Source organism: Burkholderia sp. BCC0506 (assembly GCF_902833145.1).
Lineage (GTDB): Bacteria > Pseudomonadota > Gammaproteobacteria > Burkholderiales > Burkholderiaceae > Burkholderia.
Genome location: NZ_CADFEN010000005.1, coordinates 340,288 through 352,783, shown reverse-complemented (window position 1 = coordinate 352,783; position 12,496 = coordinate 340,288). Strand labels below are relative to the sequence as shown.

Below are 12,496 nucleotides of genomic sequence, written 5' to 3'. Positions count from 1 at the left end.
CTACTAATAACGGGCGACGCGAGATGCGCGCATGCGGCGATGGCCGCCGCGCCCGCTCGCCAGACACCACCCCGGAGAGCCCACCATGAAGAAAATCTCGCTCACCCTCGCTACGCTCGTCGTTGCAGCCAGCGCATTCGCGCAAACCCCGGCGCAGCCGCAAGCGCCCGCTCAGGCCGCGGCATCGACGACCACGACGGCCGCGGCGTCGGCCCCGAGCGCCCAGCAGCGCGTGGCACGCCACGAAGCGCGCATCGAGCAGCGCATCAAGTACCTGCACGACCAGTTGAAGATCACGTCGGCGCAGGAGCCGCAATGGAAGACGTTCGCCGACACGATGCGCGACAACGGCGCGACGATGGGCCGGCTCTACAGCGAACGGATGGCGAGGCACGACGTGTCCGCGCTCGACGACATGAAGCAGTACGCGGAACTGTCGCAAGGGAACGCCGACGGCGCGAAGAAGCTCGCCGACGCGTTCGCGCCGCTCTACGAGAGCTTCCCGGCCGAACAGAAGGCGCTGGCCGACACGACGTTCCGCAGCTGGCTGCACCACGGCGGCGAGCACCGCGGCAAGGGCAAGGCGAAGGGCAAGGAAGGCAAGGCGGCCGCCGCACCGGCCGCGAGCGCACCCGCACAGCCCTGACGCCCTCCCCGCCGGCGCCGTACCGGCCCACCCGGGCCGAACGGCGCCGCGCCTCGATCGGCAACCGGCGACCGGCGCGTCACACGGCGCGCCGAATTCGGGATAAGCTCCCGGCTTTTCCCGCTTTCCCGCCCTTTCCCGCCATGCTCGAACTCAAGCACCTCGATCTGCGTACCGATCCGCAGGCCCGTCGCGTCGTCAAGGACGAAACCGTCGCCGTGTCGTTCGCGGACGCCGACGGCGAACTGATGAGCCTCGAAGGCCCGAACCGTTATGTGGCAGGCGACGCGCTGATCACCGGCTCGACCGGCGACCGCTGGGTCGTGTCGCGCACGCGCTTCGACGCCAAATACCTGCCCGCCGATCCGGCACTCGCGCACGGCGCGCCGGGCGCCTACCGCAACCGGCCGGCCGTCGTGCTCGCGCGCCGGATGGACGAACCGTTCACGATCGCCCGCTCGGAAAACGGCGACACGCTGCGCGGCGTCGCCGGCGACTGGGTGATGCAATACGCGCCGGGCGACTACGGCGTCGTGCAGGCGCAGCGCTTCGCGCAGGTCTACCGCGACGCGTGACGTGACGTAACGCACCGCGCCGGCACGAAGCCGGCGCCACGGCTCACGCGAAATCTTCGTCCAGCTCGAGTGCCGCATCGCGCTCGACGGCCTCGCCGGCCGCGTGCCGCTCTTCGAGCGAGCCGAGCATCGCTTCCGTATACGCGTGCAACACGGCATGGCTGCGCGCACGCTGCATCGGCTTGAGCGCCAGGTAGCGCGCGAGCGCGGCCGGCACGATCCGGATATCGAGCGTCATTCGCTTCGGGGTCGCGCCGAACCGCATCGCGAGCCACTGCACGGACAGGAATCGGCCGCGTTCGTCGCTGTTTTCGACAAAGCGTGTCTGCTCCGGAAAGAGATCGCAGATCACGCGCGCGAGCGCGTCGAATTCCGCGCTCCGGCATTCGATCAGATAGTCGTCCATTGCGTCTCTCCCGTCAGGCCGTCGCATGCGACGGCCGGCACGTCTTCACCAGCACGACCGTCAGGATCGCGGCCAGCACGAAATACGCGGCCTCGACCCACGCGGCCGGCAGCGCGCGCACCTGGTACAGCAGCGTCGGCGTCGCCGCGAGCGCATGCAGCACGATCGCGAGCGGCAACACGGCCAGTCGGCCGGCCCGTACGCCGCGCCACACCAGCACCGACAGCGCCAGTTGCACCGCGAACGCCGCGCAGCGTTCGAGCAGCAACAGCAGGATCGACTGGGCCGACAGCGTCGCGAGCATCATGTGCAGCCGCACCACGGTGTCGACCGGCAAGTCGGACAACTGCGTCTCGAGTTGGCCGCGGCTCGCGAGCCACGCGAGATACGACCACTGGCCCCACACGAGCACGCCGACGAACCATGCCTCGGCGCCGCCGTGGCCGATCCCGTAGCCGATCCCGCGAGCGTCGCCCGCCGACGCGCCATAGCGGCGCTCCAGCACACGCATCCCGAGATAGCGACCGACTTCCTCGAATACCGCGGTCGCGAGTGCGCTGTACGCGACGAACGCGAGCGGCTGCGTCAGCCAGCCGTCCTCGGGCGTGCGGCTCAGCACGAGCCCGTGGAACGCGCGCTCGAGAATCATCGCAAACAGCGTGAAGACCGCGACGCCGACGATCGTGTCGCGGCGGTTGAGCGCAAGCGGCTTGCGCAGGATGCGGTAGAGGACGAGCGGCAGCAGCGCGATGATCAGCGTGGCGGCGATCAGCGCCGCCAGCGTGACGGGAGCGACAGTCATGGAGTTCCTTGGTTCGAAGCAGCGCACCTGACGCGCCGCGTGCCCCGAATGATACTCAGCTTGCGGTCGACGCGCGCGCGATCAGCTCGCCGGGCAGCATCGCGACGCGCACGTCGCCGGCCGCGCCGTCGATCCGCTCGTGCACGAATTCGACGGCCTTGTAGCCGATTTCGTAGGTCGGCTGACGGATCGTCGTGATGCCGATCAGCTCGGCCCATTCCGGATCGTCGATCGACAGCAGCGCCGCCTGTTGCTGCCACGCGGCGCCGAAGCGCGCGCGCAGGTGGCGCGCGATCGCCAGCGCGACCGGCGCATTCGCGGCGAACAGCGCCGCGCGCACGCCGCGCCGGGCCGCGTCGTCGATGCGGGCATCGACGTCGGCGAGCGCCGCCGCGGCCGCGTCGGGCGCGTTCAGGTCGAGCACGATCGTCGACGGCACCGGCAGCCCGCGCGCGGCCAGCGCCGCGCGGAACGCGGCCTCGCGCACGCGCCGCGAGCTGACGGCCTCGAACGGCTGCACGACGAAATGGATCGCGTCGAAACCGTGTTCGATCAGGTGCGCGAGCGCCGTCTCGATCGCGTCGGCGTTGTCGAGGCCGATCAGGTCGGCCTCGAAGCCTTCGACCGTCCGGTCGACGAGCACGGCCGGAATGCCCGCGCCGCGCAGCGGGCGCAGCACGTCTTCCTCGGCGCCGAGCGCGTTGACGATCAGCCCTTCGACGCGATAGGTCGTGAGCAGTTGCAGGAAGCGGCGCTCCATCTCGACTTCGTTCGCCGCGTGACAGATGAGCGGCATGTAGCCGAGCGCATGGCACGCGGCCTCGACGCCCTGCAGCACTTCGACGGTGTAAGGATTGGTCAGGTCGGCCGCGAGCATGCCGAGCAGCCGGTTACGGCCGCGCTTGAGCCCGCGCGCCATCTGGTTCGGCCGGTAGTTGAGCCGCGCGATGGCCGCCTCGATCCGCTGGCGCAGATCGACGGACAGCACGTGCGTCTCGCCGTTCAGGTAGCGCGAAACGCTGGTCTTGCCCGTGCCGGCCTCGCGCGCGACGTCGCTGATCGTCGCCGGACGCGTCGTGGAAGGTTGCGAATCGGTCACTGTCGTGCCTCGCGACGTACGATCCGCGCCGCTTCATGAGCAGACGGACCTTTGTTGTTGGAAACGTAAGCCAACCGGCGGCCTCCCTTGTCCTGGCGCGTGGGCGCCTGCGCCGGCCCGGTGTCTCGCGGCCGCGCCGCGCCCGCCAGTCGCGTGCTACGGCAGTCGGCCGCACCGGACCTGGCGCGGATGCCCGTCGCGCGACGCCGCCGGCCGCGGGGCCGGCCGTCGATGCGACGAGCGCGGGCGATCATAACGCAGCCGGCCCTCCGGCACCAAGATCATCGACTCTAACGGCGCCGGCACCGCGCCGGCCGGTTGCCGGAGGCGGCTCAGGCGTGCGCCAGCGCATCCGGGTTGACGAGATTCGTGCGCAGCGTGCCGGCCAGCGCGCCGACCAGGTTTTCCGCGGCGCAGCGCGCCATCGCATGGCGCGTCTCGTGCGTCGCCGAGCCGATATGCGGTAGCGCGACGACGTTCTTCATCTGCAGCAGCGGCGAATCCACCGGCAGCGGCTCCTTCTCGAACACGTCGAGGCCCGCGCCGCGGATCGTCCCCGCGCGCAGCGCGTCGACCAGCGCGGCTTCGTCGACGACGGGCCCGCGCGACGCGTTGATCAGGATCGCGCTGCGCTTCATCTTCGCGAATTCGGGCGCGCCGATCAGGTGGCGCGTGTCGGGCGACAGCGGCACCTGCAGGCACACGAAATCCGACTGCGCGAGCAGCGCGTCGAGCGTCACGCGCCGGGCGCCGTACTGCGTCTCGGCCTCGGCATGCGCGGACCGGTTCGCGTACAGCACCTGCATCCGGAAGCCGAGCGCCGCGCGCCGCGCGACCGCGCCGCCGATCCGCCCGAGCCCGACGATGCCGAGCGTCTTGCCCTGCACGTCCGTGCCGTACAACGCCGGGCCGATGCTGCGATGCCAGTGGCCGGCCTTCACCCACTCGGCCAGCTCGACCACGCGCCGGGCGGAGGCGAGTATCAGCGAAAACACCGTATCGGCGGTCGACTCGGTCAGCACGTCCGGCGTGTGCGCGAGCACGATGCCGCGGCGCGTCAGATCGGCGACGTCGAAGTTGTCGTAGCCGACCGAGATCGTCGACCACGCCTTCAGCCGCGGCGCGCGGTCGAGCATCTGCGGCGTGACCTTCAGGCTCGCGCCGATCGCGCCGTCCGCGTCGCCGAGCGCGGCGGCGAGCGCGTCGGCGCCGTCCGCCTGCACGACGTCCGCATGCTCGCGCAGGTACGCGAGAACGTCATCGGGCAGCGGTTTGTACGCGACGATACGGGGCTTCATCGTTTCATTTTCCTTGCAGCGGCGCGGCGAGCGGATGCGCATCGCGCGCCTGGGGTTTGACGGACAGCGTGAGGATCACCGCGGCGACGAGCGCGGCGCTCATGAATGCGTACGACGCGACAGGCGACCCGGTCGCACCGTTCAGGTAGCCGACGAAGTACGAGCCGACGAACGAGCCGAGCGCGCCCATGCTGTTGATCAGCGCCATCGCACCGCCGGCGACGTTCTTCGGCAGCAGTTCCGGCACGATCGCGAAGAACGGGCCGTACGGCGCGTACATCGCGGCGCCCGCGACGACCAGCAGCGCGTACGAGATCCAGAAATGCGACGAGCCGAGCGCATACGACGCGGCGAACGCGGCGGCGCCGACCAGCAGGAACGGCCACACGAAACCGCGGCGCGAGCCGACCTTGTCGGACGCCCACGACGCGGCGAGCATCGCGATCGTCGCCGCGAGGTACGGCAGCGCGGACAGCCAGCCGGTCGCGACCATTCCGAGGTCGGAACCGTTCTTCACGATCGACGGCAGCCACAGCACGAAGCCGTACACGCCGATGCTCCAGCAGAAATACTGCGCGCACAGCTTGATCACGGCCGGCGAACGGAATGCCTCGCCATAGTTGCGCACCGGCTTGATCGCCGCCTGCTCGGCCGCGAGCGCGGCATCGAGGTCGCGCTTTTCCTGCGCGCTGAGCCACGGCGAATCGGCCGGCTTGTCCTGCACGAGGCACCACCAGCACACGGCCCAGATGATGGCCGGCACGCCTTCGGCGATGAACATGTGGCGCCAGCCGAATTCATGCACGAGATAACCCGACACGATCGACATCCACAGCACGGTGACCGGGTTGCCGAGGATCAGGAACGTGTTCGCGCGCGAGCGCTCGTTCTTCGTGAACCAGTTGCTGATGTAGATCAGCATCGCCGGCATCACGGCCGCCTCGACGACGCCGAGCACGAAGCGGATCGCCATCAGCGACGGGATGTTGCTGACCACGCCGGTCAGCGCCGCGCAGCCGCCCCACAGCACGAGGCTCACGAACACGAGCTTCTTCACGCTGCGGCGCTCCGCGTAGATCGCGCCGGGGATCTGGAAGAAGAAGTAGCCGAGGAAGAACAGCGCGCCGATCAGCGACGACAGCCCCTTGCTGATCCCGAGATCCTGGTTGATGCCGGCCGCCGCCGCGAACCCGTAATTCGCGCGGTCGAGGTAAGCGAGGCTGTAGGTGATGAAGACGATCGGCATGATCGTCCACCAGCGACGGGCTGCGAGATTGGCTGCCATGAGAGTGTCTCCGTATATGGACCGGAGTGGGCGCGCTGGCGCCTGACCGGCCTCGAACAAAACTGCTGTGCGTCGCGCACGAAATGGATCCGCGGATTGTGCCGTGTCCGGCCTCTCATTGCGCGGTGACGGTTTCCTCTAAGCGATCGGCACGATTGCTGACATTTTCGAGCCGGTCGAGCGCGTCGCGCGTCGGCAAGCCTTCCGAATCGCCGATCACCTGGATCGCGAGCGCCCCGATCCGGTTGCCGCGCGCGACCGCCTGCTCGACGCTGCGCCCCTCGAGCAGCGCGCTGACCACGCCGACCGCGAAGCCGTCGCCGGCGCCGACCGTATCGACGACCTTGTCGACGCGCTCGCCGGCGACCGTGCCTTCGCGGCCGTCGGCCGTGCGGAAATACGCGCCCTGCTCGCCGAGCTTGATCACGACGCCGCGCGCGCCCTGCGCGAGATAGAAGCCCGCGATGTCGGCCGGCCGGTCGTGCCCGGTGAGCTGCCGCCCTTCGGCCAGCCCCGGCAGCACCCAGTCGGCGAGCGTCGCGAGCGCGTTCAGCGTCTTCGCCATCACGTCGGCGGACGGCCACAGCGTCGGGCGCAAGTTCGGGTCGAACGAGATCGTCCTGCCGGCCGCGCGCATCTCGCGCGCGAGCCGGAACGCGAGTTCGCACGACGTCGCCGAGATCGCCGGCGCGACGCCCGTCAGGTGCAGATGGCGCGCGCCGAGCACGTAGTCGGCCACGTAGTCGTCGCACGACAGGTGGCTCGCCGCCGAACCCTTGCGGAAATATTCGACGGTCGGATCGCTGCCGTCGTCGTTGCGCGACTTCAGCTGGAAACCGGTCGGGTAACGCGGATCGACGGTCACGCACGACGCGTCGATGCCCTCGCGCGCCAGCGTGTCGAGTACGTAGCGGCCGAACGAATCGCGGCCGACCCGGCTCATCCAGCCGACCCGGAAGCCGAGCCGCGACAGGCCGATCGCGACATTGAGATCGGCGCCGGCGATCCGCTTCGCGAATTGCCCGGCGTGCGCGAGGTGGCCGGGCTCCGTCGCGACGAACATCGCCATCGCTTCGCCGTAGGTCACGACATCGAGTGCTGCTTTCATGACTGAACTCCTCAGGATTGCTGCCGCCGTCACGCGGTCGCGAGCCACGCGACGCGCCGGCAGGCGTCGCCCGCCAGGTCGGCCGCGTCGAACGGAAACTCGATGCCGCGCGGCGCATGCTGCGGCAGCGTGGCGAGCACGCCGGTCACGAGCGGATCGTTCGGCGCCGGCGCGGCGGCGAAACGACGCGCGCCCTCGCCTTCGATGGTCTTGCAATGAATGTATTCCACGCGCGGCGCGAGCACCTGTGCGCAGTCGAGCGGCGCTTCGCCGCGCCACTGCCAGTTGCCGATGTCGAACGTCATGCCGAGCGCATCGGGCGCGCCGGCTTCGGCGAGCGCGTCAAACAGCCCGCGGAACTGCGCGAACGCGCCGCCGACCTCGAGCTGGCCGTTCTCGACCACCACGCGCGCCCGCGCACCGCGCGACAGCGCGACGATCCCGGCCGCGTGCGCGTCGCCGGCGAAGCCGCCGAGCTGGAATTTCACGAAGCGCGCGCCGAGCGCGTCGGCTTGCGCGAGCCCGTCGCGCAACGCGTCGGCGTCGAGCGCCCCCGTTTCCGTATAGAGCGAGTCCGGTGTCGAATAGACCGACCACAGCCCGTGGCCGGCGATCTGCGCACCGAGCGCGGCCAGCGCGCCGGGCGCCGTGTCGTCGTCCGACGCGAACAGTTCGCGCCGCACCTCGAAACCGGCCGCGCCGGATGCCGCCACGGTCGCGATGAATGCACTGTGGCCCTCCTGGCGCACCCGGTCCATCCCGAATGCGCTCGCCACGATCACGATGTCTGCCATGTTGCCCTTTTTCAACCGGATGGAACCGGTTCCATTTGCTTGAGACGGATGGTGCGCTTCGCTTCAAACCCACGCCATAGAGGAAATCCCTAAGGACGGTGGCGGCACGAACACGCGCCGCCCACGCGCAACATGCATTCCCGGCGCGGCTTCGAGCGCCTACGCGAGGTCTTGCGCGAGACTCATTTCGAGAAATTGCGCGGCGGCCCGCGACGGCGCGCCGCCATGCGGCACCAAGATCGAGAAATGGCGCGTGAGCGGCGCGGGCGCCAGCGAGCGCAGCACGAGCGCCGCATCCTGATGACGCAGCGACATCGCGGACACGAACCCGACGCCCATTCCCGCGCGCACGGCCTCCTTCACGGCCTCGACGCCCGCGATCTCGAACGCGACGCGCATCGGCGCGCCGCCGTGCGCGAACGCGCGCTCGACGAGCTGCCGCACCGCGGAGCCCGCCTCGCGCAGCACGAGCGGATGCGCGGCGAGCGCATCGAGCGTCACGCCCGCGTCGTAGCCGGGCGCCGCGAGCGGATGGCCGGCCGGCACGATCGCGACGATCTCATCCTCGTGCCACGCGTGCACGGCCGTGCCGGGCGGCAGCGCCTCGCCCGGCGGCCCTTCGATCAGCGCGATGTCGAGCGACGGCAGCGCCGCGACCACGTCGGCCGTATTGCCGCTCATCGTCTGGATCGACACGCGCGGCGCGCGCGGCTGGAACGCCGCGATCAGGTACGGCAGCAGGTAGCTCGCGGGCGTCGTGCTCGCGCCGATGCGCAGCGTGCCGGCTTCCAGCCCGCGCACCGCGTCGCGAAACGCACGCGCCTGGGCGAACGTGTCGCGCTGCGCCTTCGCGTACTGCGCGAGCTGTTCGCCGACCGGCGTCAGCCGGATGCCGCGGCCGTCGCGCTGGTACAGCGGTTCGCCGAACTCGTCCTGCAGCAGCCGCAACTGGCCCGACACGGCCGGCTGCGACAGATGCAGCGCCACGGCGGCGCGGCTGATGTTCAGGTGCTCGGCGACGGCGGCGAACGTTATCAGTTGATCCGGGGTCATGGCGGTGAATTATCGGCTTTCCAGATAGTTTACGTCACAAATCACAATTTTTCATATCGATATAACGAAACTAGGATTACACCGTCGCCACACGCTCCCTCACGGTGCCTCCATGTCCACTGCTCCGACTTCCCCTCTCAGCCACGCCGCGCCGTCGATGCGCGGCCAGTTGAACGGCGTGCTGTTCGTCGCGCTGTTCGCCGCCGCCGTCACGAGCCTCTCCGAGCTTCCCGCGATCGCGGGGCTCGGCCTGTCGCCGCTGATCGTCGGCATCGTCGCCGGTGCACTGTACGGCAACGGCCTGCGCGACGGCATGCCGGCCAGTTGGGCCGCCGGCGTCAATTTCTCCGCGCGCAAGCTGCTGCGCATCGCGGTCGCGTTCTTCGGGTTGCGCGTGAGCCTGCAGGAGATCGCGCAAGTCGGGTTGCCGGGCCTCACGGTGTCGGTGCTGGTCGTCGTCAGCACGCTCGCGATCGGCACCTGGGTCGGCATGAAGCTGATGAAGCTCGACCGCGACGCCGCGCTGCTGACCGCCGCCGGCAGCGCGATCTGCGGCGCGGCCGCCGTGCTCGCGTTCGAATCGACGCTGCAGTCGAAGCCGCACCAGAGCGCGATGGCCGTGGGCAGCGTCGTGCTGTTCGGCACGCTGTCGATGTTCCTGTATCCGCTCGCCTATCACGCCGGGCTGCTGAACCTCGATCCGGCCGGCCTCGGCCTGTTCTTCGGCGGCACGATCCACGAAGTCGCGCAGGTGGTCGGCGCGGCGAGCGACATCAGCCCGGAGGTCGCGCGTGTTGCGACGATCGTGAAGATGACGCGCGTGATGCTGCTGGTGCCGGTGCTGCTCGCGCTCGGCTGGTGGCTCGCCCGTTCGGCGCGCCCGGTTCACGACGCGGCCGGCGGCGCGCACGGCAAGCGCACGGTGGCGGTTCCGTGGTTCGCGCTCGGCTTCCTCGGCTTCGTGATCGTCAATTCGCTGAACGTACTGCCCACGGACGTCACGCATACGCTGAACGTGCTCGACACCTTCGCGCTGACGATGGCCATGACCGCGCTCGGCATCGAGACGCGCGTCGCGCAGATCCGCGCAGCCGGCCCGCGAGCGCTGATGACCGGCCTGATCCTGTACGTGTGGCTGATCGTCGGCGGCTACGGGATCACCTGGGCCGTGCAGCACTGGCTTGGCTGAGCCGCACGTCCGCGACGGTTCGCGCGCCGCGCCCGACGGGAAGCCCGACAGGGAGGTCCCGCAGGCGCGGCGCAGTGCTATGCTTCGCGTCGTTTTCCATCGCCCCCTTTCAGCCGTGCTCTCGTTCCTGCTGAAGCTGCGCACCCGCGCCCGAACGCTGTTCCGCCTGTCGGACGCCCATACGATGCTGATCTGGTCGGCCATCGTCGGCGTCGGCGGCGCCTTTGCCACGATGGCGTTCCGCGAAGGCATCGACCTGATGCAGCGCCTGATCTCGGGGCACAGCGGCAGCTTCGTGCAGATGGCGAAAAGCCTGCCGTGGTACGTGCGGTTCTGGCTGCCGGCCGCGGGCGGCTTCCTCGCCGGCTGCGTGCTGCTCGTCGCGACGCGCGGCGACAAGGCGGCCGCCAAGACCGACTACATGGAATCGGTCGCGCTCGGCAACGGCGTCGTGCCGGTACGGCAGAGCCTGTGGCGCAGCGTGTCGTCGCTGCTGACGATCGGCAGCGGCGGCTCGATCGGTCGCGAAGGCCCGATGGTGCAGCTCGCGGCGCTCGCCGCGTCGCTCGTCGGCCGCTTCGCGCACTTCGACCCGCCGCGCCTGCGCCTGCTGGTCGCGTGCGGCGCGGCGGCCGGCATCACGTCCGCGTACAACGCGCCGATCGCCGGCGCGTTCTTCGTGTCGGAGATCGTGCTCGGCACGATCGCGATGGAAAGCTTCGGGCCGATGGTCGTCGCCTCCGTCGTCGCGAACATCGTGATGCGCGAATTCGCCGGCTACCGGCCGCCGTACGAGATGCCGGTGTTCCCGGCCGTGACGGGCCCCGAGGTGCTGCTGTTCGTCGTGCTCGGTGCGCTGTGCGGCGTGCTCGCGCCGCAGTTCCTGCACCTGCTCGACGCATCGAAGACGCAGTTCAAGCGGCTGCCCGTGCCGTTGCCCGTGCGGCTCGCGCTCGGCGGCCTCGTCGTCGGCGTGATCTCGGTGTGGATTCCGGACGTGTGGGGCAACGGCTACAGCGTCGTGAACCACATCCTCCATTCGCCGTGGACGTGGCAGGCGCTCGTCGCGGTACTCGTGTTCAAGGTGATCGCGACCGCCGCGACCGCCGGCTCGGGCGCGATCGGCGGCGTGTTCACGCCGACGCTGTTCGTCGGCGCGGTGTTCGGCTCGCTGTTCGGGCTCGCGATGGACACGCTGTGGCCCGGCCATACGTCCGCATATTTCGCGTACGCGATCGTCGGGATGGGCGCGTTCATGGCGGGCGCCACGCAGGCGCCGCTGATGGCGATCCTGATGATCTTCGAGATGACGCTGAGCTATCAGGTCGTGCTGCCGCTGCTGGTGTCGTGCGTGTTCGCGTATTTCGTCGCGCGCGCGACGGGCACGACGTCGATGTACGAAATCACGCAGCATCATTACCAGGACGCGCAGGAGCGGCAGCGGCTGCGCACCACGCAGATGCGCGAGCTGATCCAGCCCGCGCAGACGGTCGTGCCGCTCACCGCGAGCGTCGCCGACATGACGCGCGTGTTTCTCGAATATCCGGTGAAGTACCTGTACGTGACCGACGACGGTGGACGTTTCCGCGGCGCGGTCGCGCTGAAGGACATCACGTCCGACCTGCTCGACAAGCGCGACACGACCGACAAGACGGCCGCGCACTACGCGCACACGCCGTTTCCGCTGCTCACGCCCGACATGCCGCTCGCGACCGCGCTCGAACGCTTCATGGCGTTCCAGGGCGAACGCCTGCCGGTGATCGAGAGCGAGGCCGAGCCTACGCTCGCGGGCGTCGTCTACAAGACGTCGCTGCTCGACGCGTACCGGCGGATGACCGGCGAGCGCTGACGCGCAGCCACGCGATTCGGCCATCGCTCGCGTTCCGCTTCGTCCATTCCCTCTCGCCAGCCGGCGCCGCATCGTCGCGGCGCCCGGCTGCATTCCTCCCTGCGTTCCGCCTTCCGCGCGGATGGGCGCCTGCGCCCACAGCACGCGCTTCGCAATGTTCGAAGCGTTCGAAGATTCAGGTTTTTTGCGCGGTTCCGGGAGGTGAAAAATCCTCACCCGGAAAATCAAGAATTCACCCCTTCATTTCGCAAAAATCAATAGATCCAATCGCCTAGAAAACCAAAAATAAATCGCCTATCGTTCACTCTCGTAGTTTTTAAAAAGCGAAATACGGAGACCAAAAAATGCAGTCCGCAGTAGAAAAACAATCGAATCGAAACCGCTACGAGGGA

At 69.2% G+C, this 12,496-nt stretch carries 12 protein-coding genes; 4 read left to right on the top strand and 8 right to left on the bottom strand.

From position 1 onward, the window contains the following. The first annotated feature begins 85 nt into the window (after nt 1-85). Both HWX62_RS14110 and HWX62_RS14105 read left to right on the top strand, forming a co-directional pair. The gene (locus HWX62_RS14110; RefSeq protein ID WP_175985155.1) at nt 86-646 is read left to right on the top strand and encodes a Spy/CpxP family protein refolding chaperone; all 561 of its coding nucleotides are present in this window, start codon (nt 86-88) and stop codon (nt 644-646) included. A gap of 143 nt (nt 647-789) precedes the next feature. After that, nucleotides 790-1,221 carry a PGDYG domain-containing protein gene (locus tag HWX62_RS14105; RefSeq protein ID WP_175929132.1) on the top strand — a complete coding sequence of 144 codons (432 nt, stop codon included), beginning with the start codon at nt 790-792 and terminating at the stop codon, nt 1,219-1,221. A gap of 43 nt (nt 1,222-1,264) precedes the next feature. Here the strand turns inward: HWX62_RS14105 and HWX62_RS14100 are convergent, their stop codons facing one another. From HWX62_RS14100 to HWX62_RS14065, 8 genes are all read right to left on the bottom strand, one after another. Next, nucleotides 1,265-1,627, bottom strand: coding sequence for a DUF3022 domain-containing protein (locus HWX62_RS14100; protein ID WP_175929131.1), 363 nt, complete (start codon nt 1,625-1,627; stop codon nt 1,265-1,267). A 13-nt stretch (nt 1,628-1,640) separates the two neighbouring features. Then, the gene (locus HWX62_RS14095; RefSeq protein WP_175929130.1) at nt 1,641-2,429 is read right to left on the bottom strand and encodes a YhfC family glutamic-type intramembrane protease; all 789 of its coding nucleotides are present in this window, start codon (nt 2,427-2,429) and stop codon (nt 1,641-1,643) included. A 55-nt stretch (nt 2,430-2,484) separates the two neighbouring features. Beyond that, nucleotides 2,485-3,528, bottom strand: a complete 1,044-nt coding sequence (locus HWX62_RS14090; protein WP_175929129.1) for a LacI family DNA-binding transcriptional regulator — start codon at nt 3,526-3,528, stop codon at nt 2,485-2,487. A 332-nt stretch (nt 3,529-3,860) separates the two neighbouring features. Then, a complete protein-coding gene (locus HWX62_RS14085) occupies nt 3,861-4,826 on the bottom strand; it encodes an NAD(P)-dependent oxidoreductase (RefSeq protein WP_175929128.1) in 966 nt (321 codons plus the stop codon). A 4-nt stretch (nt 4,827-4,830) separates the two neighbouring features. After that, nucleotides 4,831-6,111: an MFS transporter gene (locus HWX62_RS14080; protein ID WP_175929127.1), complete on the bottom strand. Its 1,281-nt coding sequence runs from the start codon at nt 6,109-6,111 to the stop codon at nt 4,831-4,833. Nucleotides 6,112-6,226: 115 nt separating this feature from the next. Further along, nucleotides 6,227-7,219, bottom strand: coding sequence for a sugar kinase (locus tag HWX62_RS14075; RefSeq protein ID WP_175929126.1), 993 nt, complete (start codon nt 7,217-7,219; stop codon nt 6,227-6,229). Nucleotides 7,220-7,248: 29 nt separating this feature from the next. Beyond that, a complete protein-coding gene (locus tag HWX62_RS14070; RefSeq protein WP_175929125.1) occupies nt 7,249-8,013 on the bottom strand; it encodes a sugar phosphate isomerase/epimerase in 765 nt (254 codons plus the stop codon). Nucleotides 8,014-8,172: 159 nt separating this feature from the next. Beyond that, nucleotides 8,173-9,066: a LysR family transcriptional regulator gene (locus HWX62_RS14065; protein ID WP_175929124.1), complete on the bottom strand. Its 894-nt coding sequence runs from the start codon at nt 9,064-9,066 to the stop codon at nt 8,173-8,175. A gap of 112 nt (nt 9,067-9,178) precedes the next feature. Between HWX62_RS14065 and HWX62_RS14060 the strand changes: the two genes are divergently transcribed. Further along, nucleotides 9,179-10,255: a YeiH family protein gene (locus tag HWX62_RS14060; RefSeq protein ID WP_175929123.1), complete on the top strand. Its 1,077-nt coding sequence runs from the start codon at nt 9,179-9,181 to the stop codon at nt 10,253-10,255. A gap of 115 nt (nt 10,256-10,370) precedes the next feature. Continuing rightward, the gene (locus HWX62_RS14055) at nt 10,371-12,104 is read left to right on the top strand and encodes a ClcB-like voltage-gated chloride channel protein (protein ID WP_208456120.1); all 1,734 of its coding nucleotides are present in this window, start codon (nt 10,371-10,373) and stop codon (nt 12,102-12,104) included. Nucleotides 12,105-12,496 lie beyond the last annotated feature (392 nt).

What these genes read in the sequence shown, in the direction of transcription:
- HWX62_RS14105 (WP_175929132.1), top strand. Translation starts at nt 790, where the DNA reads ATGCTCGAACTCAAGCACCTCGATCTGCGTACCGATCCGCAGGCCCGT.
- HWX62_RS14070 (WP_175929125.1), bottom strand. Translation starts at nt 8,013, where the DNA reads ATGGCAGACATCGTGATCGTGGCGAGCGCATTCGGGATGGACCGGGTG.
- HWX62_RS14095 (WP_175929130.1), bottom strand. Translation starts at nt 2,429, where the DNA reads ATGACTGTCGCTCCCGTCACGCTGGCGGCGCTGATCGCCGCCACGCTG.
- HWX62_RS14075 (WP_175929126.1), bottom strand. Translation starts at nt 7,219, where the DNA reads ATGAAAGCAGCACTCGATGTCGTGACCTACGGCGAAGCGATGGCGATG.
- HWX62_RS14065 (WP_175929124.1), bottom strand. Translation starts at nt 9,066, where the DNA reads ATGACCCCGGATCAACTGATAACGTTCGCCGCCGTCGCCGAGCACCTG.
- HWX62_RS14100 (WP_175929131.1), bottom strand. Translation starts at nt 1,627, where the DNA reads ATGGACGACTATCTGATCGAATGCCGGAGCGCGGAATTCGACGCGCTC.
- HWX62_RS14080 (WP_175929127.1), bottom strand. Translation starts at nt 6,111, where the DNA reads ATGGCAGCCAATCTCGCAGCCCGTCGCTGGTGGACGATCATGCCGATC.
- HWX62_RS14085 (WP_175929128.1), bottom strand. Translation starts at nt 4,826, where the DNA reads ATGAAGCCCCGTATCGTCGCGTACAAACCGCTGCCCGATGACGTTCTC.
- HWX62_RS14110 (WP_175985155.1), top strand. Translation starts at nt 86, where the DNA reads ATGAAGAAAATCTCGCTCACCCTCGCTACGCTCGTCGTTGCAGCCAGC.
- HWX62_RS14060 (WP_175929123.1), top strand. Translation starts at nt 9,179, where the DNA reads ATGTCCACTGCTCCGACTTCCCCTCTCAGCCACGCCGCGCCGTCGATG.